The organism is Aerococcus sp. BD502 (assembly GCF_057919555.1).
In genome coordinates, this window is record NZ_CP147972.1 from 1187627 (window position 1) to 1211069 (window position 23443).

A 23443-nucleotide genomic window follows, 5' to 3' on the forward strand; every position below is an offset into this window, starting at 1 on the left:
GAAGCAAGCCAAGGTGTGAACTGAATTACGTTTGCTGGAACAGATCACGGCCGTGCCCGTTATGCACAAGGAAGTGGCTGGGTGAACCAGCAAGCAGGGTGGTAACACGGAAACTCGTCCCTATAGTGAGAGCTATAGGGACTTTTTTTATAAGCAAGAACATTTTGATGGGAGGCTAATCATGAATATTGTTGATGAATTGTCCTGGCGCGGGGCGATTAAGGATCAAACCGATGCGGAGGGCTTACGTGAGCGGGTGGAGGAAGGACCGATTGGCTTGTATTGCGGGGTGGATCCCACGGGAGATTCCTTGCATATTGGCCACTTGATTCCCTTCATCATGCTGAAGAGATTCCAATTGGCTGGCCATCGTCCGGTGATATTAATTGGTGGGGCAACTGGCAGTATTGGCGATCCGTCCGGTAAATCGGAAGAACGGCCGCTGCAAACCATGGAGACCGTCCAGCACAATGTGGAAAAATTATCAGGCCAGATGGAGAAACTCTTCCTGAAGGAGCCGGACGCTGATTTCCGCATGGTGAATAACTACGACTGGACGAAGAATTTAACGCTTTTAGACTTCCTGCGCGATGTCGGGAAACGTTTCAATGTGAATACCATGTTAGGCAAGGACATTGTGAAAAGCCGGCTTGACGTGGGTATTTCCTATGCGGAATTTACTTACCAAATTCTCCAAGCCATGGACTTCCTGCACCTCTACCAAGAGGAAGATGTGGAGCTCCAAATTGGTGGGGCCGACCAGTGGGGGAACATCACCGGTGCGGTGGATTTGATCCGCCGCGTGGAAGGCGCTGACGCCAAGGCTTATGGCCTGACGATTCCTTTGATGTTGAAGTCGGATGGCACTAAATTTGGGAAGACGGCTGGTGGGGCGGTCTGGTTGGACCCCGAGAAGACGTCGCCCTATGAATTTTACCAATTCTGGCTCAACCAGCAGGATGCTGATGTTGTTAAATACTTGAAATACTTCACCTTCTTATCAAAAGAAGAGATCGAAGACTTGGCGAAGGCTGTGGAAGAAGCACCGGAAAAACGGGAAGCCCAAAAGGCCTTGGCCCGGGAAATGACTGAATTTGTCCACGGGAAAGAGGGCCTAGCGGACGCCTTAGCCATTACCCAAGCGCTCTTTGACGGGGAAATTAAGGCCTTGAGTGAACGGCAAATTGAGCAGGCTTTTGGGAATATGCCGGGTAGCACCATGCCGAAGGAGAAAAAGGCACTCGCAGTTTGGCTGGTCGATGCGGGTATTGTGAACTCGCGCCGGCAAGCTCGGGAAGATTTGACCAATGGTGCCATTTACATCAATGGGGAGCGAATCCAAGATGTGCAAGCCGAATTTGACCCGGACTGGGCCATTGGGGGCCGCTTTGTGGTCGTGCGGCGTGGGAAGAAACGCTACTTCCTGATCCGCTTAAGTGACGAAGCTTAAAAAGTAAAGTGAAAAACACCTCCTTATCTTGTAGAACAGACTAGAAGATAAGGAGGTTTTTCTGTTGAAATTATGTGGGCAAATTTTACTCGTTTTATTATGTTGGGGCTGGTGGCCGGCTTCGGTACAGGCAGAATGTGAAGCCCCTGAATTGGCCATGGAGGCGGAAGTTTTGGCAGTCGAGGGCTGGAACCCTGCCGTCCTAGGCCAGGGGGCAGGCTTACGCTTGGCCGTGGTTCAGGCGGCTAGCCAGCATTTGGGCGTGCCTTATCTGTGGGCAGGAGCTAGTCCCCAGGGTTTTGACTGCTCTGGCCTTATTCAATATAGCTTTCGGGGAGTGGGGCTAAAACTGGGGCGGGACACTAATGCCCAGGCCGCCGAGGGGCTTTGGCAGGCAGTGGAGGAGGCCTTGCCAGGAGATTTATACTTCTGGCAAAACGGTAGTGAAATGCGGCATGTCGCTCTCGCCATCGGGGACGGCTATTATATCCATGCGCCCAAGCCTGGCGATGTGGTCTCTTATGGGCATATCCATACCTACCGGCCCGATTTTTCCGTCAGTATTTTAGGGGGGATCTAAGGAAGTCATAAATTTTGCCCGTCATATTGACACATGCCCTAACCTGTGGCTTAATAGAGTCGGTTGTTTTAAGGCCTAAAATAACGACAGGGGAGGGCTCTCGTGCGCACTTTATTTTGGCAATTTTTCCGCTTCGGCATCGTCGGTGTCTTGGCGACTTTGATTGATTTTCTCTGTTTATATCTTTTCGTTGATGGTTTTGGCTGGTCGTATCTTTTGGGTGCGGCTCTCTCCTTCACCTTATCAACTGTTTTTAATTACTTAGCCAGCATGCGTTTTGTTTTTCAAAGTCGCTTTACTAGCGCTGAGCGGCAAAAAGAGCTTTTGCTCTTTGTGGGCCTTTCTCTCGTGGGTTTGGCTTTGAATCAGCTCTTGCTGTGGGTCTTGGTCAGTTTTTGGCAGGTCTACTACCTGTTGGCCAAGGTCTTTGTGACAGCAGTGGTTTTCCTGTGGAATTTTATTTCCCGCAAAGTATTTCTCGAGTCCAATTAGAAAGCGAGTGGCTATGGATAAAATTTCAATTATTGTGCCCTGCTTCAATGAAGAAGAGGCGATCCCAGTTTTCTATGCGACGGTTCAGCCTATTTTAGATGAAGCCATGCAGCCAGCAGTCTCCTGGGAATTGGTCTTTGTGGATGATGGCTCGACGGATGCGACCTTAGAGCTTTTGCAAGCCCTGCATGCCAAGGATCCGCGCGTAGCTTACTTAAGTTTTTCTAGAAATTTTGGCAAGGAAGCGGGCCTCTATGCGGGCCTTCTGCATGCGACAGGGGACTATGTGGCGGTCATGGATGTGGATTTACAGGATCCCCCGGAACTCCTGCCGGACATGTATGCCTATTTATTGGCTGAGCCCTTAGATTGTGTGGCCACGAAACGCGTGGACCGAGCCGGTGAGCCCTGGCTGCGTTCTCTTTTTGCCCGCTTGTTTTACTGGCTGATGAGTAAGATCTCCCAAACAGAAATTGTGGCGGGGGCGCGGGACTTTCGCTTGATGAGCCGGCCCATGGTAGATGCTATTCTCTCCGTTGGGGAATACAATCGCTTCTCCAAGGGGATTTTTAGCTGGGTGGGCTTTCGGACGCACTACTTGGCCTATCCTAACCGGGAACGGCGGGCAGGGAGGACGAGCTGGAGTTTTTGGGGCCTGGTGCGCTATTCCTTAACGGGGATTATTAATTTTTCCGAAGTGCCCTTAAATTTCATTGCCGGCTTGGGCTTTATGGCTTTTCTGGGAGCTATTTTATTGGCGGTATTCTTTGCTGGGCGGACGCTTTTATTTGGGAATGCGACGTCGGGCTGGACGTCCTTGGCGGTTCTCATTTTGGGCATGGGCGGCTTGCAGATGCTGGCCTTGGGCGTGGTCGGGAAATACGTGGCCAAAACTTTCCTGGAAACGAAACGCCGGCCTCTCTACCTCTTAAAAATGAGTAGCTTTGAGGAAGATGATGAGGCAGAAGCCTACAGTAAAAATGTTTAAGGCTATAAAAGGGGCTGGGAAAAAACTCAGTCTCAGAATATAAAAAACGCATCAATTTATTTCGAAAATAAATTGATGCGTTTTGATATTTTATAAAGACAAAGCGAGTTCCAAGCCTTATAATAAAAGGTAAGCAAACCGAAGGAGGAACTCGCTTTGTATCAAAATTATACCACAATGGAAACAGCTTTAACACTAAAATTAGATTTTACGATTCCTGAGGACCATGAAGCTCGGCTGATCAGCCGATTTGTCGACTCGATTCCTACGGAAATTATTCTGGAAGACACTTCTCATACGGGACGTCCTGCTTTTCATCCAGCAATGCTATTAAAGATGTGTTTATTTGCCTATAGTCGATCAACGTTTTCAGGTCGAAAAATTGAACGAATGAATGAAGAATCTATTCCGATGAAATGGCTAACGGGCGATACCCCAGTTTGCTACAAGACAATCAATAACTTTCGTTCAAGCGAACATGCCTCGAACTTGATCAAGTATGCTTTTATCCTTTTCACCATGCTGCTGAGGGACAATGGTTTAATCCACCCAGAGGCTTTATTTATCGATGGGACAAAAATTCAAGCGGATGCGAACATCTATAGTTTTACTTGGCGAAGAGCGATTGAACGCTATGAAGCGAAGCTCAATGAAAATGTTTCGAGTTTATATGAGGAACTTATTCAAACGAATGTCGATATCGCCTTGACCGAAGAAGAATTAACGACTTCTGATGGGATTGAAAAAATTATTGCGTGTCTTGATGAAGCAATCGAAGAGGTTGAAAGCAAAATTGAAAATGAGACGACCATTCCTAAAGGAGGTTCTCGACACAAGCGACGTCGTCGCACGCTTAAAAAGCACCGGAATCGATGTATGAAGGATTTCTTACCCCGAAAACAGAAATACGAGGAAGCAAACGCACGATTTAATGGCAGAAACAGTTTTTCAAAAACGGACCCCGATGCCACCTTTATGTGTATGAAAGAAGATCCCATGAAAAATCGGGAGTTAAAGCCTGGCTATAATCTCCAAGTTGCTTCAAGTCATCAATATATTATTGACTTTGATATTTTCCCGAACCCTACCGATACGCGCACCCTCATTCCGTTTTTAAAAACAATCCCAACGCTTGATCTGTTCCAATATATTGTTGCGGATGCGGGTTATGGGAGTGAAGAGAATTATATGGCGATTATCGATGACTTTGAGAAAGTCCCTTTGATTCCTTACGGAATGTATCATAAAGAACAAAGTAAAAAATATCGAAACCAATCCAAGCATCGTGAGAACTGGCACTATCATGCGGCTGAAGATTCCTATACGGATTTAGATGGCGTTCATTTTAGTTTTTCATATTATCGTACGCGAAAAGATAAAAAAGGTTTCCAAAGACAGTTTAAAGTCTATCAAGCCGATACTGAACAAATGGATGAGCGTTTAAATGAGCTTGCGAAAACTCCGACAGGACGTCAGCGCCAGACGGCGGTCAATCTTAATTGGGAATATTTTAAGCACCAAGCAAAAGAGAATTTAGAAAGCACACCTGGAAAAGAAATCTATGCGCAACGTAAAATTGACATAGAGACCGTTTTCGGACGGATGAAAGGTGTCTTTGGTATGCGCAGAACACATGTGAGAGGCAAACAAAGCGTGTATAATGATATCGGAATGATGCTGATGAGCATGAATTTAACGAAATTAGCCCTTAAAGCTCGGCGAAGAGCAGAAGCTCTTCGTAATCATTTCTCTAAAAGTAAAAAATGCACTGAAGGAATCCAAATATGGATAACTTCAATGCATTTTTTATTATTTAGGGCGACTTATTTCCCAGCCCCTTTTTATCTTGATTAGAAGAGTAATTGATCAGCACCACCGATTTTGTAATCGAGGGCGGCCATGGCTAAAACGTTCAAGTAGTGCCAGGGGCGGTCGAAGCGGGGCTGGAAGAAGATATCGGTTAAGGCTAAATCCTCTAAGGTCCACTTGCTTTGAATGGCCATGGACAAGGCCGCAATTGCAGGGGAAACGTCATGCTCGGACATGAGCTGGGCGCCTAGGATGCGGTGGCTTGCTTCGTCAAAGTGAATCTTCATGCGGACAAAGCCTTCCTTGCGCATGAATTCAGGATAGATCGGTTCTTCCACGTAGGTGCTCTTGACGGTGCCGGAGTATAGATCGGCGCTCGTATCTTTCAACCCGGTCGTGAAGAAGGAGAGGCCGCAGAAGGAGAGGGCGCTCGTGCCGGTCATTTCAGGCATTTTCGTGGGCGTGCCGGTTGCGTTTAAGGCGGCGACAATCCCTTGCCGGCGGGCGAGTGTGGCGAGGCCAATGGGTAGGCGCTCTTCTGTCGGTGCGTAAGGGATCGTGGTCGAGTCCCCACCGGCCCAAACATCGGGAGCGGAAGTTTCTAAGTGTTCATTGACTTTGATAAAGCCTTTGTCATCGTGGTCTAAAACGTCGTGCAGCCAGCCGCAACTGGGCTTAACCCCCATGGACAAGATGACGGTGTCACAAGGGAATTCATCGGTTTCGGTAACGACCGCAGAAACTTCCCCATCTTGGCCTTTAAAGCCCGTGACTTTTTGCCCACCGACGAAATGCACGCCGGCTTTTTCGCCCAAGCTCTCTAGGACTGGGGTGAATTCCTGGTCGAGGTAGGTGGCCAAGAGCCGGTCGGCCATGTCTAAAATCGTGACGTCAATGCCGGCTTCGGCGTAAGCTTCAGCGACTTCCACGCCAATATAGCCCCCACCAATGACGACTGCCCGCTTGCTATTGCGCTTCCTTTGGTAGACCGCTTCGGTGTCTTCGGGCCCCCGGAAGGTGTGGATGTGCTTCAAATCGATGTGATCGAGCGGAGGAACAACCGGTTCGCCACCTGGACTCAAGAGGCACTTATCATAGCTATCCTCCCGCGTACCCTCCGCTGTTTTCACGGTTAAGGTTTTCTTGTCGGGATCGAGGCCGATAACATCTGCCCCGCAATGGATATGAATGCCCTGGGCAGCATAGGAGGCTTCATTAGCAAATTGAAGTTCACTGAGTTTGTGAGAGACCCTCTCAACGTAGGATTGGCTCCCTCAACCCATAAAGGAGGCCATGTCGCCTCGCTCATAGAGATGGATTTCGGCATCAGGTTCTTGTTTCTTGATCGTCTGCACGGCTTCATAGCCGAAATGGGATGTTCCCACGACCGCAAATTTCATGTCAGCATCTCCCTTTCTTTTTTATTGATTATAACTATTATAAAATATACCATAAGAAAGGCTGGCTGGCAATCGATAAGACCAGCAAATAAGCTGAAAAATAGTAAGTTAAAGTATATAAATGATAATAATTATCAATTACTCGCCAAAGAAAGCGTCGCTTCTAGATAAAATAAGGATGCGTAGCGAAAATCAGCCTTTGGGCGGAGGCTTATTTCTCAAACTAGGGTATAATGAAAGAAACAGAAAATGAGGTGGCATATGCGAGTTAAAAAAAGATACGTCATTCCGCTCCTCCTCGCCCTCGTGCTGGCCTTGGCCGGTGCTTTTTGGGTCGGGGAATTTCGCGGGCAGCAAAGGCAAGAACCAGAAATCAGCAATCAATTGGTCGGCAATCGCTTGGAGCAGGCCCAGGAATTGACGACGACGAAATATTTTTATACCAATACCGGCTCCTTCAAAAATTCCAAACAATTTAATGGCTGGCAATTGCCCTTTACGACAAAAACCTTCATCTTATCCTATGACGGGATCATCCATGCCGGCATCGATTTGGGTGAGGTAAAAATTCACGTGGGCAAAGACACCATTCAATTGAAACTGCCGAAAGCGAAGATTCTCTCCCACGAGATTGATGATGACAGCATGCAGATTTTAGATGAAGGGCAAACCGTCCTCAACCCCAGCAAAGTGGAAGATTACACGCGCTTTACCCAGGAACAAAAGAAAGTCATTGAGGAAAAAGCCTTGGCCAATGGGCTCTTAGAAGAGACAGATAAAAAAGCCAAGGAAGCGATTGTATCCTTGCTAAATATGGATCCCTATATCCAAAAAAATTACAAAATCACCTTTAAATAACAAAAACTGCATCAAATGTTACAGTTGTGTTACACATTTTTTATGAAAAGTAAAAGCTGGCTAAAAGTTAATGCAAAGCTTGGCCTAGCTTTAATCCTTATACTGGCAAGCCTCCAGCTATCGGCTTAGGGGCCTACGCCATGAAAATAGATAAAGAATGAGCCTATTTCGTTCTTTATCTTTTTAATTTGCACAAAAAATGAAATAATTTGTAAAATGCTTGTTATCCTCATTTGCCCTGGGAATAGCTATAATAGGATTTGTGAAGTTGAGACAGACGTTTATATATTGACTAAATTTTTCAGGGGGTAACAAAACCATGAGTAAAGCAAGTAAGATGATTGGGGCGTCTTTAGCAACTACGGGCCTAATGCTCGCCTTTGCGCCTCGGGTGTCTGCCGATGAAATCTACAAGATCAATGAAGGCGACACTCTCTCACAAATTGCTGCACGTTTTAATTCTACTGTTGATGAATTAGCCAAGAAAAACAAAATCAACAATCCCGATTTAATTATTGCCGGCCACTCCATTACCATTCCTGATGGCCAAACTATTGAGGTTAAACCAACAGCGACTGAAGCAAAAGCTGATGTTTACCACGTCCAAGCTGGCGACACCTTAAACAAAATTGCCCAGCAATTTAATATTTCTGTTGAAAAATTACGCAGCCTGAACCACTTAGAAGGCGACCTTATTTTAGTCGGCCAGCAATTACGTCTCAAAGCTGAAGTTGAAGAGCAAGTTGAGACGGACAAGGTGGCAGCTGAAACCTTAGAAACAGAAGAAACGACCGAAAAAGCCGCACCGATTGTTGAAGTAGCCACGCCAAGCATTGCGATTTCAGGCAGCACTTATGTAGTACAGCCAGGGGACACCCTAGAAGCCATTGCCGAAGCAGCAGGCCTCAGTGTGAGCGACTTGCAAGCGATGAATGGCTTAACCAGTAACTTTATTTACGCCGGCCAAGTGCTGCAAGTGGTTAAAGACGAAGCCAAGCCAGCACCAGTAGAAGCAGAAACACCCGAAGTCAAAGCTGAGGTTGCGCCCCAAGTCAGCACGCCAGCGGTTCAAGCTGAAGCAAAACGACAAGCCCAAGCCGAAGCTGTTAAACAACAAGCCGAAGCTGAGCAACAAGCTGCTGCTGCGGAACAACAAGCTCAAGCGGAAGCACAACAAAAAGCCCAAGCGGAAGCAGAAGCCCAACAACAAGCCCAAGCGGAAGCAGAAGCCCAACAAAAAGCTCAAGCGGAAGCAGAAGCCCAACAAAAAGCCCAAGCGGAAGCAGAAGCCCAACAAAAAGCCCAAGCGGAAGCAGAAGCCCGACAAAAAGCCCAAGCGGAAGCCGAAGCCCGACAAAAAGCCCAAGCGGAAGCACAACAACAAGCGGAAGCTGAAAAGCAAGCACAAGCGCAAAAACAAGCCGAAGCAGAAAAGAAGGCTCAACAAGAAGCCGCTGCCCAAAAACAAGCTGAAGCAGAAAAGAAAGCCCAACAAGAAGCCGCTGCCCAAAAGCAACAAAATCAAGGCAACCAAGGGCAAAATATTGTGAATACAGCACAAAAATACGTCGGCACCCCTTATGTTTGGGGCGGTAAAACGCCAAAAGGCTTTGACTGCTCCGGTTTCACCCACTATGTTTACAAGGAAGCAACCGGCAAGGAAATTGGTGGCTGGACCGTACCGCAAGAAAACGCCGGCCCACAAATTGGTGTGAACCAAGCGCAAGCAGGGGACTTGTACTTCTGGGGAGCTAAAGGCAGTACCCGCCACGTTGCGCTCGCTACCGATAATCAAGGTGGCTATATCCACGCCCCTCAACCTGGAAAAACCGTACAAAATTCTAACGTTAACTACTACCGGCCAGACTTTGCAGTCAGCATGGCTCAATACCGGTAAGAAAAATTGACAAGCCGAGACTTACCCCACTCGGCTTTTTCGATACCTTATGGTGAAAACGGTATCACTAATAACTTAGAAGAATTGAGTTTTGCTTGCCGGCACGGTATAATATGGTTAAGATTCGATTGAATTTAGCCTCTTAGAGGGAGTGTAAGTATGAAGAAAGTGTTGATTGTTGATGATGAAGCGTCCATTCGTGATATCATCGGCTTCACCTTGGAAAAGGATGGCTATGAATTTGCCAAAGCCAAAGACGGCGAAGAAGCCTTAGAACTATTTGAAGAGTATCAACCGGATATTGTCATTTTGGACTTAATGCTGCCTAAAATTGATGGTTTAGAAGTCTGCCTGGAAATTCGGAAAAAGAGTCAAGTGCCAATTATTATGCTAACAGCCAAGTCTGATGAATTTGACAAGGTTTTAGGCTTGGAAATGGGGGCTGACGACTATGTGACCAAGCCTTTTTCCAACCGAGAATTACTGGCACGCGTCAAAGCTAACTTGCGCCGGACCGCGATTAGCCAGGAAGAAGCAGCGCCTGAAGAAAAGCGAGCAGTTTACGAAGTAGGGGACTTGACGATTAATGCAGAAACCTACCGAGTGACGAAGGGCGACGACCCTGTTGAGCTGACCCACCGTGAATTTGAATTACTCCTCTATCTCGCCCAGCACAAGGACGAAGTCGTCACCCGCGAGGATCTCTTGCGCAGTGTTTGGGGCTATGATTACTTTGGCGATGTGCGGACAGTGGATGTGACGGTCAGGCGTTTGCGGGAGAAAATTGAGCAAGCTCCTAGCCACCCAGAAATTTTAATCACGCGCCGGGGTGTGGGCTACTATGTGCAAGATAATGATCAGGAGTAGTTATGGAGAGACAGAGGCTACCTTTTTACCGCTCGGTGCTCTTTAAAATTCCAGCGATTTTAATTTTGATTCTCCTCCTCGCCCTGCAAATTATCGGGGCTTATTTTATCCAGCAATTAGAGCGCGATATGCTGCAAGCTTTTGATGAGCAGCGTTCCGTGGAGATGAGTTTTTTAGTCGATAGTACCCAAAACATTTTAGAAGAGACTAAGCTGGAACGGAATGCCAAAGAAGAGCGCCTGAGTCAGATTTTACGGCGTTTCAATAGTGCCAATATTATTGAAGCTCAAGTTTTAGACCATAACGGCTTCCTCCTGGCCACCTCGAGCCCGGCCAATCAGCCCTATGTGGGCCAGCGCAGCACGCAAGCTGAGGTGGAGCAAGTGCTCTACACCAATGGGGCGGTCAATGAAGAGGTGTATGACCGGGAGCAGGGCAGTCGGACCAAGCTCTACATGACGCCAATTATGTCTTCGGACAATACGGGGACATTGATTGGTGTTTTGAGTTTGCGGGTCGATATTGAAAGCATGTACCAGCAAATTCAAAATATTGTGGTGATTTACCTGACCAGCTCGCTCGTGTCCTTATTATTTACGATTATTTTAGCCCTCCTCATTTCCACTGGGATTACGCGCCCCATCAAGGCCATGCAGCGGCAGGCGGAGAAAATTGCCGATGGGAACTTTTCTGGCCAGGTGAAAATTTACGGAGACGATGAGATTGGCCAATTAGCGAAAAGTATTAACTATCTCTCTGTGCGCGTGAAAGACGCCCAAACTTCCATGGAAGCCGAGCGCCAACGCCTAGACTCCGTGCTCAAGCACATGACGGATGGGGTGATGGCCACAGATCGGCAAGGCAGGGTGGTGATTACCAATAAGAAGGCCTTGGAGTTTATCAATCAAACGGAGGAGGAAGTCATCGGTCGGCCGATTTTAGAGGTTTTAAAGCTTGCTGACCGCTTCAAATTCCGGCAACTCTTCCATCAAAGCGAAGAAATCCTGATTGATTTTAGTACGCCAGAACAAGAATCTATTATCCGCGGCGAGTACTCCATCATCCAACGTGAATCCGGTTTTGTGAGTGGTTTGGTGTGGGTCTTAACGGATGTCACCGAACACGAGAAGATTGAGCGTGACCGCAAGCAATTTGTTTCCAATGTGTCCCATGAATTGCGCACGCCTTTGACTTCGGTGCGAAGCTATAGCGAGGCCTTGGCAGACGGGGCCTTGGCGGATGAGGACTTAGCGGTTAATTTTTTGGGCGTGATTCAGCAGGAAACCGACCGCATGATCCGCATGATCAGTGATCTCTTGCGCCTGTCCAATATGGACTCCGGTAAGGCGAAACTGGAATTGGAATTAACGTCCTTTACCGCCTTCCTCCACCATACGCTGGATCGTTTTGACATGATGCTGGCGTCGGGGGGCTTAGGCGAGAACGCCTTTACCATTGCCCGGGAAATTCCTGAGGGGGACTTTTTCTTGGAGATGGACCAGGACCGCATGACCCAGGTGTTGGATAATTTGCTGAACAATGCGGTCAAGTATTCGCCCCACGGCGGCATGATTACGGTGCGTTTAATGGCCTACCAGCACGAACTGATTCTAAGCATTCAAGACCAGGGCCTAGGCGTTCCCCAGCAAAGCATTACCCATTTGTTTGAGCGTTTCTACCGGGTCGATAAGGCGCGCTCGCGGGCGCAAGGGGGGACGGGCTTGGGCCTAGCGATTGCTAAGGAAGTGATCACCCTCCACCATGGCCGTATTTGGGTGAATAGTATTGAAAACAAGGGCTCGACCTTCTTCGTGGCCCTGCCTTATGATGAGCAATTCAATGATTTAGAGGGAGAGGATGAGTGGTTCGATGCACCGTAAGTGGAACATTTTCATTCACCTGGTCCTTATTACCCTCGTGGTGTTAAGCTTACTGGCCACCTTAGGCATTTTCGGCTCGTCTTTTCAGGTGCCTGACCAATTGCAGCGCTTCTTCCGCCGGGAGGAAAGTGCGCAAACGACGAAGCCAGCCAGCGCCTTAAATACCGCCCAGTCGCACGAAGCGCCTTTGCATGAAGTCTTTTCCCCCAATGAATTAGTGGTCACGGAACCGAACGGGCCTTGCATGAAGTCGAAAAATATCGACGACATGAAAGTGCTAACCGACCTCCTATTTAATATCTCCAAGGATATTACCGACCAGGCCCTCGAAGAACGTGACCTGGCGGGCTTTCGCCAGCAGCTGACCAACCAAGCCTATTTGGATTTTGAGTTTTCTGATTTAATCCCTCTGACCTTCCTGATCGATACGAAGGAAGTGGAAGTGACCAATGACTTGTCCTTTGACCGCTTGGTGTTTAAGAAAAACGAACCGGATGCCATGTATGTCCTAAACCAGAAAGCGGGGAAGGTTTATCGCCTAAGTGTGGCAAGGCCCAAGGAAGTGGATCATATTCTCAATTACTATGAGAAGAATAAGGATCATTTCCTGGCTGCTGCGCCCCTGGATTTGGGCAACGTGCGTAAGTATTTACTCCAGGATGAGTTGACGGTTCCTGCTCTTTCCTACATGGTGGAACGCCAGCCTGTGCCAAATTTCCTGCGCCAGTTGTTTGATTCACCGGAGAGCATTCACGACTACAGTGACGGGGATTTCCAGCGGTATTTTTCGGATGACAAATCTCTGTTGGTGAATAACCAGACTCAGGAATTGGTGTTTAATCAGGACAAGCGCCAGGATGACGTGCCCAAGCGCAATGAAGCCATTCAGGACAGCTTCCGCGTGTTGAAAAATTACCAGGCCAATGTGGACTCTTGGAAATATGTGCATTACCATGAAGACGATGGCTCGATTGAGTACCGGAAATTTATTAATGGCTTGCCGGTTTTTGGCCCCTATAATGTTTCTAAGGTGCACATGCTGGCGGATAGCAGGCATATTTTTGCCTTGAATTTATCGACTTTAACCAATCAAACCCCCTTGACCCCGCTCTCCTATGATGTGAAAGTCATGTCTGGCCAGGAAGCCTGGGATACTATTGAAAAAAGTGGCCTCAATACCAAAGAGGTAGAGGATATTCGCCTGGGCTATCGCTGGGTGAAGAATGAGCAATCGGAGAGCTTGATCGATTTGCTGCCGGCCTGGCACATTAAGATCAAGGGCAAGTGGGTCATGCTAGAACAAGAAGTGGATATGGCTAACTTTCCCGACCGGCAAAGTGAGCGGGCTGACAATGAGCGGCCGCTCGACCTTTTAAAACGAGCGGGTTCGGCCGGGGACAGTGACAGTCAATTACGACCCCGGGAATCGATGATGAGACGCCGACAGTGGTTGGGCGACAGACAGGAACATTAGGAGGCGACAATGGCTTTTCGACGGATTGAATACATTTTAATTCTGGCCTTCTTAGTGCTGAATGCCTTCCTTTTCCATGCGCTGTTTGAACAGAAACAGGCGCAAGGTTTAGAAGACCAGCGCCAAAGCCAGAGTCGGACGATTGAAGCGGAAATGCAGGCAGCAGATGTGAGTGCGGGAAATTTATCGGAAGAAGAAGTGAGCCTGCCCTTTATGGCGGGGGAGACGGAAAACCGCTTGGCCGAACAGGCGAATAAATTGAAGCACCAGGACATACGCATCGGCAATAACGAGCGCTTGTTTAGCCATTTGGACAAGCCCTTAGATTTGCCTGGCTTAAGCGACACAACCACAGCAGATGCCTTTGCCCAGCAGGCCTTGAGCCGGCTGAATGATTTTAAGAACAGTGACGCTATGCTTTATGGCAAGCACTATGACTTTGCCTTCTACAATCCCCAGAAAAAAGTGATTGCCTTCTATCAGAATGGCCATGAGGGTCGACCTATTATTGACGCCTCGGGAGAGATTTTCTTCCATCTCGATGACAATTACCACGTCGAATCCTATGAGCAGAGCTATGTGGAAAATACCATGCCCCAGGGGGAGGACCGGCAGTTAATTTCGGAAAAGCAGGCGGTGGAGAACCTCTACCTCTATAATGAACTGCCTAGCCATGCCGAAGTCTTAAGCACGGCTTTGGGCTACCGGACGAATTTGCTGCTGGATAATTTATTCCTCTATAAGCCTGTCTGGCTGGTCTATATTCGGAATAAAGATAGCGAAACAAAGATCTTGTATGTGGATGCCATTAATGGTACCATCATTCAAACACAAAATAATGCCAGCTAAGGAGTCGGACCATGAAAAAATTGCTTGTCGGTTTGCTACTAATAGGCACACTTATTTTTAGCGGTGGGGTGGCCGCTAAGGAAGCGATTCAGGTTACCAATGACCACATCTCGCTGGCTTTTGACGATAAAGGTCTCACCCACTACCAGGAAGAGGCTCAGTTAAAGGTTTTAGAAGGGGTCAAGCACGTTGATTTTCACCTAGGCCTCGGCCAGCAAGGGGAAGTGGACACCCTTAAATTCGGCATGCAGGCCGAAAAAGCCAAAAGCCCCTATCCCTTTGCTTATAGTTCTTCCGAAACGGATGGGACTTACCGCCTGGAAGAGCGGGCTGGGCAGTTGAAAATACGGGCCTATAATCGCATGAGTAAAAGCCGGCAGACGGCTTACCTGAATGCCCGCCTAGCAGGAACTTGGGTGACTTATGGGGAGTGGTCGCTTTTGGAATTGCCCCTTTTTGCCTCGCCCTATGGCATAAAAAATGCCCAAGTCACCTTGCATTTGCCGGCCGGCGTCCAGGCGAAAGATTTAAAAATCCAAATGAAAGATGCCTGGGACCTGGCTTGGACGGAAGAGAAGGCCGGCACGCTAACCGCGCACTTGCCGGCGATAAAGCCTGGGGGAACCTACTTCCTGCGCTTGCGCCTGCCCGCTAGTGCCCTGCCGCAAAATCAAACGGTCGGGCCCAAAAGCCAAGGGGAAGCCCGCTATGACGAATGGCAGGCCGAAGTAGCCGCCTACCGCGAGGAAATTCAACAGAAGCGCACCCGCCTCTACCTTTCTGCCGGGGCCTTAACGGCTTTACTGGTCGCTTTAGCTTTTCATTTATGGCGAGAGAAACAAGCCTTCAGAAAGGCCGGGCAGCAGCTGCCCAGTGAACACTGGGAGGCTTTTTTAGCAGAGCCCTTATTGGCCTTATGGGCGCTAGGCCACCAGCAAGCCCAACGCACTTGGCTGCCGTGGCTGGTCCGGGCTTTCCAACGGGAAGGCAGCCTGCAAGGCCTAGAAGCGGGGGACTACCAGATTGTGCAAACTGAAAGCCCCACCCAAGGCGACCTGGGTCTTGACCTGCTCACTGCTTGGGCTGAGTTGGGCGATACTATTCAACCTAAGCGTTTAACCCGAGCCCAGCGCCGGATAGGTAAGCGAGTCCTTAAAAGCCACTGGTCCGCCTTCCAGCAGACCTTCCTGCCCGTTTTACCAGGAGCAGGCCGCTATCAAGCGCTGCTTCTTGGCTTGACTTTGCTTTGGAATATAGGCTTTCTTTATTGGGCCTATCTCTATAGTCAATTGCCGGACGTGCCTTGGCTTTTGCTCTTAGGGCTTTGGGGTGATTTCCTGCTCCTCTGGCTGCACCGTTATGCTTTGCCCCTTTACCCTGCTAGCGTGGAGGCGGATTTAAATGTCGTCAGGGAAGATATTTCAGCTGCCCGTACAAGCCGACTGACCGACTGGGAATTGGCAGACAGTGACCTAGGCTGGCAGCGGCGCTATGCTTATAGCCGGGCCTTAAATACGGAAAAAATCTTCCATAAAAAAGCCCAACGCGCTGGCCGCTTAGAAAATATTTCGTTTAAAGATTAGAAAGGAGTGATCAGGTGGCTGTTAAAAGCGAACCGGAAATGAAAATCTCCATTTTAGCGAGTGGAAGTAGTGGCAATGTCACATATGTAGAAACACCGAAACGGAAAATTTTAATTGATGCCGGCCTCAGCGGGAAGAAAATAAAAAATCTCCTCAAAAGTATCGGCCGCAGTATGGATGATATCGACACGATCCTGGTCACACATGAGCACAGTGACCATATCAAGGGGCTGGGTGTCCTTGCCCGCCAGTATGGGGTGGATATTTATGCCAATGAGAAAACTTGGCAGGCCATTGGTGATAAATGTGGCCATATCGATACCGACTTACGCCATCATTTGGAACGGGGGGAATTACTCACCCTGGATGATTTGGATGTTTTAAGCTTCGGGGTGAGCCATGATGCAGCGGAACCGCAGTTTTACGCCTTCCAAAAAGGGGGCAAACGCTTCGCCATGCTCACTGATTTAGGCTACGTGAGTGATGCCCAGCGGCAGATGCTAGCCAATTGCGATGCTTACCTGATGGAGAGCAATCACGATATTGATATGCTGCGCATGGGGCGTTACCCCTGGCATTTGAAGCAGCGAATTTTAAGCGATAATGGGCACCTGTCCAATGAAGCTTCCGCCGAAGCCATGAGTGAAATGGTGGGCGACCAGACGAAAAACATTTACCTAGGCCACTTGTCCAAGGATAATAATATGCCAGAAATTGCCTACCAGAGCTTCACCCAAACCCTTAAGGCCCATGGCAAAGAGCCGGGCTTTGACTTTAAAGTGGAAAATGCCAGCCCTGATAAAGCGACTCCATTGCTATCTTTATAATTTTTAAGGCTTCATTCACCGATAATTCAAAATTAAATTGTACATTTGTCAATGTATAATCAACTAAGGAGGAAGTACCGTGGCAAAGCAAAAGCAAAATCATAGCCAAGGCCATAGCGATTGGCTGAAAACCATCGGCGGTGGTGTCGTAGGTGCACTGTTGGTGGGAGGGATTGGTCTCGCCACTGACATGGGTAAAACGAACATGTCCCAAAATGATGTCCAAAAAATTGTCCAACAAGAATTGAAAGGGCAGCAAAAGGCAAGCACTAAAAGTGACCAAGACGGTACGAAAACAAGCGAAAAGTCCTTAGATATTACGACTGATGTCAGTCAGATTGTCAGTAAAGTCCAAGACTCGGTTGTTTCGGTCGTGAATTTAGCGAATCGCTCGAATCATGAGTTCTATGATCTCTTCGGCTTTACTGATCCTAATAATGGCGGCAGTAGCCAAGGGGATAACATGGATGACTACCAAACGGCCGGTGAAGGCTCGGGCGTTGTCTATAAAATTGAAGGCGACCATGCCTATATCGTCACTAATAATCACGTTATTGACGGCCAAGACGCCTTAGAAATTATTACGCGTGACGGGAAAAAGGTTAAGGCAGAGCTCATTGGTGCCGATAAATTTAGTGACCTCGCTGTGTTAAAGGTGCCAGCTAAAGCTGTCAAAGGCGCCATCGAATTTGGCGACTCCAGCACCTTGTCTGTCGGTGAGCCCGCCATTGCCATTGGTTCACCCTTAGGCCAAGAGTTTGCTTCTACCGTCACTTACGGCATTATTTCGGCCTTAGACCGGCAAGTGCCTGTCGACTTAAACCAAGACGGCCGGCCCGATTGGCAAGTCACCGCCATTCAAACCGATGCCGCTATTAACCCTGGTAACTCTGGTGGGGCTTTGGTCAATTCTGCTGGCCAATTGATCGGCATCAACTCCATGAAAATTTCCACTCCACAAGTTGAAGGCATGGGCTTTGCCATTCCAAGTAATGATGTGGTGAAAATTATTAAGCAATTGGAAGAGAAAGGTAGCGTCAGCCGACCAGAATTAGGTATCCGTTTCGCTGATCTCTACCATGTTTCCTTAGAAGAACAAGAACGTATCCTCAAATTACCAAAGGATATCGAAGAAGGTGTCGTCGTCATGGATGTCGTCCCTGGCAGTCCCGCTGACAAAGCCGGCCTCAAGCAATACGACGTCATTACCGAATTTAACGGCGAAAAAGTCGAAGGCACCATGCAGTTCAGACAATTACTTTACAACCACAAGCCCGAAGATAAGGTCAAAGTGACCTACTACCGCAACGGCGAAAAACAAACCGAAGAAATCCAACTCCAACCACAAAAGGAAGAAGTGTAAACAGGAAGCGAAAGCGGATCAGAGGGCAGGATCACTGGAGGCAAAAAGCGTAGAGACGGCGAAGCAATGTCTCAAGCGTTTTGTCGAAGTGGATGCCTCGCCCTCCCGCTTGAGCTGGACTATAGGAAGCGAAAGCGGATCAGAGGGCAGGATCACTGGAAAACCAGGATACGAACCACCGACCGCCCCCGCTGAGTTGACAACAGGAAGCGAAAGCGGATCAGAGGGCAGGATCACTGGAGGCAAAAAGCGTAGAGACGGCGAAGCAATGTCTCAAGCATTTTGTCGAAGTGGATGCCTCGCCCTCCCGCTTGAGCTGGACTAAAGGAAGCGAAAGCGGATCAGAGGGCAGGATCACTGGAGGCAAAAAGCGTAGAGACGGCGAAGCAATGTCTCAAGCATTTTGTCGAAGTGGATGCCTCGCCCTCCCGCTTGAGCTGGACTACAGGGTGGTTCTGACATTAGTCGGGTTCAGGCCTAAAAGGAGGCGTGCGTTATGTATTAAAGTCAGAACCGCACTAAGGGTGCGAACCTGCCTTTATCCCATAACGTCCTCCTTTTGACCGGCCTTCACACCCTATTAGTCGGGTTCAGGCCTAAAAGGAGGCGTGCGTTATGTATTAAAGTCAGAACCGCACTAAGGGTGCGAACCTGCCTTTATCCCATAACGTCCTCCTTTTAACCGGCCTTCACACCCTATTTTTAAGCAGCCTACCGGCTGCTTTTTTCTTCTCTAGAATTGAAATAAGCGAGAGCTACAGCCTTTTTGCTTGCTTTCCTATTGGCTTTTTAATAGGATAAAATTAAATTATGGAGGGGATGACGATGGAAAAAATAACGAAGGACCAGCATATTTTTGTCATGTCGGAGGAGAACGAGCCGGTATTGCGTGTGCAGAGTGGGGCGGAAGTAATTTTTGAGTCGCTCGACTGCTTCTCTAATCAAATTCAATCGGAAGATCAAGCCCTGGATGCGATTGACTATGATACTATTAATCCGGCTACGGGTCCCTTATACGTGGAAGGGGCGGAGGTGGGCGACTTGCTCAAAGTTACCATCCAAGCTTTGGATCTGGAAGAGCAGGGGGTTGCAATGGCCATTAAGGATTTTGGCGTTTTAGGTGCTGAGATGTCAAAAGGCCAAGCGCGTCTCATTAAATATCAGGACGGGCGACTAAGAATGGGGGATGTGAGTATTCCTAGCTGCCCAATGATCGGTGTGATTGGTACGGCACCAGCGGGCGAAGGGGTCATGACGGGCACGCCCGCAGATCACGGGGGCAATCTTGATAATACGGCCATTCAAGCCGGCACGACCATTTACTTCCCAGTGAATACGCCAGGCGCCCTTTTAGCGATGGGGGATTTTCACTTGGCTATGGGTGACGGGGAAATATGCGGGACGGGCGTGGAAGTTCCTGGTGAAGCCACGGTGAAGGTGGAAGTATTAAAAGGCAGCCCGCTACCAGCCTTAAGTATGGAAACTGCAGACGATTGGCTGACCATGGGGGCGGCTAATAGCCATGCGGAAGCTATTCAAAAAGCCTGCCAGGCCATGCTGGCACTCATCCAGGCTAAAACCAAGCTCAGCAAGGAAGATGCCCACATCCTCATGTCCATTGCCGGAAATTTAGAAGTTTGCCAAGTGGTGAACCCGAACATGTCTTACCGCATGCGCCTCGCCAAAGCGATTTTAGAAAAATAAGTCAATACAAAAAAGCCTGCCCACTGAGAAAATTCAGTTGGGCAAGCTTTCTGCTTATTCATCCTTTAGGGCACGAGGATTTTTCAAAATGATGGGCTTTGGATCCTGCACATTGTCAGGAAGCACTAAACCACCATTTTCACCCCACACATAAGGAGCATAGTAAATCATCTCGGCTCCCCCCGTGCGCGCAAATTCGAGCGCTTCGTGGGTTACCTTTTCGTGCATATCAAAGTCGTAAGCCTTGGAGAAGGTTTCTCCTAAGGGCGCATCGACAATAAACATGCGTGGTGGACGAATCCGTTCAGCTAAGTGGGGGAAGTGCCCACAGAGAACGGTTCGGATGCCATGTTTTTCCAATTCACGAGCGACCAATCCCACGGACTGGTGGCACATGAATCAGCCTGGAGACATCAAAGCAATGTCTACGCCATTTTCCTCAAAGAGCTCGGCAATTTGTGGTGCCATAACTTCAATTAAGGTATCGACGCGGGGAACGTGGCCCATCCAGGAGACATGCACCGGAGATACTTCGCCAATAATACCTTGGTGTTTGAGTTGCCGTAGGGTATTTAAAGGGAAGACCGTGTCTAGGTCCTTATGCGCTGCCTGATTAGGGTAACGCACGTGGGTGATCGTAATATCGTTGTAAGCTACATCACCAGGGATAATTCGGTAGGAAGAGTCTCCCGTGATGGTGAAAGGAATATCGGTCCGCAAATGGACACCTGTGGACGCTGCCACGGCAACACGCAATTCGGACAAAGGTTTCTCAATGATAGGTGCAATCACCGGTGGCTTGTTCCATGTGAGTGTCATTGCCTCTAAACCGTGAGACTTGGCCGTTTGGTTTTCAATTGTTTGGCGGTCATGATTCGTTGGCAGTGTTGAAGAAATATGTTTCATAAAGTCACCTCCACAAGCATGGTTTTAGCTGTTTTCAAAAAGAAAACGAGTTCATTATTGATACTTTCATGAACTTTGGTTCTTACTTTCTTTGTAAGTACCAATATGCTATATTTATAATAGTTGATTAGCGCTAAAATATCAAATCAAAGCTACGATTGTTGATAATTTCTATGTTTTAATCAGAAAGGGAGGAAAAATTCGTGGGTGAAGGCAAACAAAAATTGTTTTCTATCGATGACTTTTATGCCGGCCTAGAAGCTAGCACAGCGCAATTTAGCACACTCCAGCTGCTCAATGAACAGGGCGAGGTGGTCCAACCTGAGCTCTTGCCCGACTTAAGTGATGAAGAACTCTTGGAGTTAATGAAACAATTGATTTTCTGCCGGATATTTGATGAAGAAAGTATTTCTTATTCCCAGCAGGCGCGCCTGGGTTTCTATGCCCCTTCACGTGGCCAAGAAGCAGCGCAAGCGGCCAGCCATTTTGCCTTTGAGAAGGAGGATTGGCTATATGGCTCTTATCGGGACATTCCCCAACTGATGTTGCATGGAGCTAGTGTGGCGGATGCTTACCTGTGGAGCTTGGGCCATGTCAGCGGCTCACAATTTGCCCAGAAGAAGGGTGTTAAGGCCATGATTCCGCAAATTATTATCGGGGCTCAAATGGTGCAGGCCCAAGGGAATGCATTGGGACAGAAATTGAAGGGCGAGCCACAAGTCACCTTTGCTTATATTGGTGATGGCGGCACTTCCCAAGGCGATACGTATGAAGCGATGAACTTTGCCGGCCGCTACCAGTCGCCTATCATTTTCTTCTTCCAAAATAATGGTTATGCGATCTCGACCCCAGTGGAAATACAGACCAAAGCCGAAACGCTCGCGCAAAAGGCTATTGCCGCAGGGCTCCCTAGCTTGCGTGTCGATGGGAATGATCCGCTGGCAGTTTACTTGGCCAGTCATGTGGCCAGGGAGCATGCCGTCAACGGCGGGGGGCCGGTGGTTATTGAAATGCTGACGCAACGCATGAAGCCCCACAGTACGATGGGGGACGATCCGCTCCGCTACCGGACGCAAGAATCCTTAGATGAATGGGAATTACGCGACCCCATTGACCGCTTCTCTCATTACTTAACGGAAAAAGGCCTCCTAACGGAAGACTTATTCCAAGAATTTGTTGAGGAGGCAAAGGCTAAAATTCAGGCCGGCATGGAAGAAGCGGAAGCGGTGGAACCGATGACGGTGGAAGAATCCCTAGCTTGGACGTTTGGTCCCGGCCTGCCTGAAGAAGGCTTTAACGAGTCCACAGAAACGCCGGAAAAAATCACTGCTGAAACGGCGACTGACACGACTGACGAGTCTTCTAAGGAAACTTGGGAAGAAAGCCAGGCCAATGGGGATGTTGTTGCTGCGGAAGCTTCAAGAGCTGAAGTGGAAGATGGCGACGCGGGCGCCACGGTAGAGGAAGCTATTGAACATGATGAAGAAATTGATGGAAAGGGGCAAGCTTAATGTACGTTGATCGACGCAACCCAGAAGCAGGCAATAACCTGACCATGGTGAGAGCCATTAACCAAGCCCTCGCCCAGGAATTAGCCCGTGATGATAAACTGATTCTTTTTGGCCAAGATATTGGGAAAAATGGCGGGGTCTTTCGGACGACCGAACATTTCCAGGAGAAATTTGGTGAGGAACGGGTTAATGATACCCCGCTAGCCGAATCCGGCATTCTCGGCATGGCCATTGGTCTAGCCAATCAAGGTTTCCATCCTGTGGCTGAGATTCAATTCCTGCCTTTTATTTACGAGGCCTTAGATAGCATTAACCAAATGTCTCGGATGAGTTACCGGACGGGCGGCTTGGCGGCAATGCCCATTGTGGTGCGCACGCCTTTCGGTGGGGGAGTGGGGACGCCAGAATTCCACCCCGATAACTTGGAAGGCTTACTCGCTCATTTCCAAGGTTTGCGGGTGGTGATGCCCAGTTCCGCTATTGAAGCGAAGGGCTTAATGGCGGCCGCTATTCAAGACCCCCATCCCGTGGTTTTCCTCGAGCACATGTACCTCTATCGCTCCTTTAGGGAGAAGGTGGACGAAGAGCCTTATACTCTGCCGATTGCTGAGGCGCGAGTGGTCCAAGAAGGTGAGGATGTCACCGTCATTACTTACGGTGCCATGGTGCGGAAAACACAAAGTGTCGTGGAAGAGTTGGAAGCAGAAGGCATCCATGTTGAATTGATTGACTTGAGAAGCTTAGCGCCTATTGACTACGATACGATTATGCAGTCCGTTTTAAAAACCCAACGCGTGGTTATGGTCCAAGAAGCCCAAAGCCATTGTGGCTTAGGCGGGCAGATTATCAGTGAAATTAGCCGCCGGGCCTTCTACCAATTGCTGGTGCCGATTGAATTTGTCGCGGCGCCGAATACGCCTTTCCCCTTTAAGCAATTGGAGCACGACTGGCTGCCTAGTGAAGCAGACATTAAAAAAGCGATTATGAAAACACAAGCCCGCTAGT

Annotated in this window: 21 protein-coding genes and 1 pseudogene; 17 read left to right on the forward strand and 5 right to left on the reverse strand. The window is 48.6% G+C overall.

The window, feature by feature from the left end; all coding sequences use genetic code 11:
* The first annotated feature begins 181 nt into the window (after positions 1-181).
* From tyrS to WF803_RS05585, 5 genes are all read left to right on the forward strand, one after another.
* Positions 182-1450: a tyrosine--tRNA ligase gene (gene tyrS, locus WF803_RS05565; RefSeq protein WP_489610557.1), complete on the forward strand. Its 1269-nt coding sequence runs from the start codon at positions 182-184 to the stop codon at positions 1448-1450.
* Positions 1451-1514: 64 nt separating this feature from the next.
* The gene (locus WF803_RS05570) at positions 1515-2030 is read left to right on the forward strand and encodes a C40 family peptidase (RefSeq protein WP_489610558.1); all 516 of its coding nucleotides are present in this window, start codon (positions 1515-1517) and stop codon (positions 2028-2030) included.
* A gap of 102 nt (positions 2031-2132) precedes the next feature.
* The gene (locus WF803_RS05575; RefSeq protein ID WP_489610559.1) at positions 2133-2522 is read left to right on the forward strand and encodes a GtrA family protein; all 390 of its coding nucleotides are present in this window, start codon (positions 2133-2135) and stop codon (positions 2520-2522) included.
* Positions 2523-2535: 13 nt separating this feature from the next.
* On the forward strand, positions 2536-3510 hold the full coding sequence (locus tag WF803_RS05580) for a glycosyltransferase family 2 protein (RefSeq protein ID WP_489610560.1): 975 nt from the start codon (positions 2536-2538) through the stop codon (positions 3508-3510).
* A gap of 156 nt (positions 3511-3666) precedes the next feature.
* The gene (locus WF803_RS05585; protein WP_489610561.1) at positions 3667-5364 is read left to right on the forward strand and encodes an IS1182 family transposase; all 1698 of its coding nucleotides are present in this window, start codon (positions 3667-3669) and stop codon (positions 5362-5364) included.
* Here the strand turns inward: WF803_RS05585 and WF803_RS05590 are convergent.
* The 3 genes and pseudogenes from WF803_RS05590 to WF803_RS05600 all read right to left on the reverse strand — a co-directional run bounded on the left by WF803_RS05590 (position 5361) and on the right by WF803_RS05600 (position 6719).
* On the reverse strand, positions 5361-5771 hold the full coding sequence (locus WF803_RS05590; RefSeq protein WP_489611898.1) for a hypothetical protein: 411 nt from the start codon (positions 5769-5771) through the stop codon (positions 5361-5363). The genes WF803_RS05585 and WF803_RS05590 overlap by 4 nt on opposite strands.
* 51 nt (positions 5772-5822) lie before the next feature.
* A pseudogene (locus WF803_RS05595) lies at positions 5823-6551 on the reverse strand (NAD(P)/FAD-dependent oxidoreductase); the annotation flags it as partial.
* A gap of 42 nt (positions 6552-6593) precedes the next feature.
* Positions 6594-6719, reverse strand: a complete 126-nt coding sequence (locus tag WF803_RS05600) for an NADH peroxidase (RefSeq protein WP_489610562.1) — start codon at positions 6717-6719, stop codon at positions 6594-6596.
* 261 nt (positions 6720-6980) lie between these two features.
* On the opposite strand from WF803_RS05600, the gene WF803_RS05605 reads away from it, so the two are divergent.
* From WF803_RS05605 to WF803_RS05650, 10 genes are all read left to right on the forward strand, one after another.
* A complete protein-coding gene (locus WF803_RS05605; protein WP_489610563.1) occupies positions 6981-7577 on the forward strand; it encodes a DUF4230 domain-containing protein in 597 nt (198 codons plus the stop codon).
* 319 nt (positions 7578-7896) lie between these two features.
* On the forward strand, positions 7897-9474 hold the full coding sequence (locus WF803_RS05610) for a C40 family peptidase (protein WP_489610564.1): 1578 nt from the start codon (positions 7897-7899) through the stop codon (positions 9472-9474).
* A gap of 159 nt (positions 9475-9633) precedes the next feature.
* The gene (gene yycF / locus WF803_RS05615; protein ID WP_489610565.1) at positions 9634-10341 is read left to right on the forward strand and encodes a response regulator YycF; all 708 of its coding nucleotides are present in this window, start codon (positions 9634-9636) and stop codon (positions 10339-10341) included.
* Positions 10342-10343: 2 nt separating this feature from the next.
* Entirely contained in the window at positions 10344-12221 is a 1878-nt protein-coding gene (gene walK, locus WF803_RS05620; protein WP_489610566.1) for a cell wall metabolism sensor histidine kinase WalK, read from the forward strand.
* A complete protein-coding gene (locus tag WF803_RS05625) occupies positions 12211-13695 on the forward strand; it encodes a hypothetical protein (RefSeq protein WP_489610567.1) in 1485 nt (494 codons plus the stop codon). The genes walK and WF803_RS05625 overlap by 11 nt, the downstream gene beginning before the upstream one ends.
* Positions 13696-13704: 9 nt before the next feature.
* The gene (locus tag WF803_RS05630; protein ID WP_489610568.1) at positions 13705-14544 is read left to right on the forward strand and encodes a two-component system regulatory protein YycI; all 840 of its coding nucleotides are present in this window, start codon (positions 13705-13707) and stop codon (positions 14542-14544) included.
* Between the two features lie 11 nt (positions 14545-14555).
* Positions 14556-16127: a hypothetical protein gene (locus WF803_RS05635; protein WP_489610569.1), complete on the forward strand. Its 1572-nt coding sequence runs from the start codon at positions 14556-14558 to the stop codon at positions 16125-16127.
* Between the two features lie 38 nt (positions 16128-16165).
* Positions 16166-16954, forward strand: coding sequence for an MBL fold metallo-hydrolase (locus WF803_RS05640; protein ID WP_489611899.1), 789 nt, complete (start codon positions 16166-16168; stop codon positions 16952-16954).
* 79 nt (positions 16955-17033) lie between these two features.
* Complete coding sequence (locus WF803_RS05645; RefSeq protein WP_489610570.1) at positions 17034-18317, forward strand: S1C family serine protease; 1284 nt, start codon at positions 17034-17036, stop codon at positions 18315-18317.
* A gap of 825 nt (positions 18318-19142) precedes the next feature.
* A complete protein-coding gene (locus WF803_RS05650) occupies positions 19143-20021 on the forward strand; it encodes an acetamidase/formamidase family protein (RefSeq protein ID WP_489610571.1) in 879 nt (292 codons plus the stop codon).
* A 54-nt stretch (positions 20022-20075) separates the two neighbouring features.
* Here the strand turns inward: WF803_RS05650 and WF803_RS05655 are convergent, their stop codons facing one another.
* Both WF803_RS05655 and WF803_RS05660 read right to left on the reverse strand, forming a co-directional pair.
* Entirely contained in the window at positions 20076-20381 is a 306-nt protein-coding gene (locus WF803_RS05655) for a hypothetical protein (RefSeq protein ID WP_489610572.1), read from the reverse strand.
* Between the two features lie 39 nt (positions 20382-20420).
* Entirely contained in the window at positions 20421-20840 is a 420-nt protein-coding gene (locus tag WF803_RS05660) for a glycine/sarcosine/betaine reductase selenoprotein B family protein (protein ID WP_489610573.1), read from the reverse strand.
* 290 nt (positions 20841-21130) lie between these two features.
* Between WF803_RS05660 and WF803_RS05665 the strand changes: the two genes are divergently transcribed.
* Together WF803_RS05665 and WF803_RS05670 are read left to right on the forward strand one after the other, a co-directional pair.
* A complete protein-coding gene (locus tag WF803_RS05665; protein ID WP_489610574.1) occupies positions 21131-22438 on the forward strand; it encodes a thiamine pyrophosphate-dependent enzyme in 1308 nt (435 codons plus the stop codon).
* Entirely contained in the window at positions 22438-23442 is a 1005-nt protein-coding gene (locus tag WF803_RS05670) for an alpha-ketoacid dehydrogenase subunit beta (RefSeq protein WP_489610575.1), read from the forward strand. Before WF803_RS05665 ends, WF803_RS05670 begins: the two co-directional genes overlap by 1 nt.
* The last annotated feature ends 1 nt before the right edge of the window (position 23443 follow it).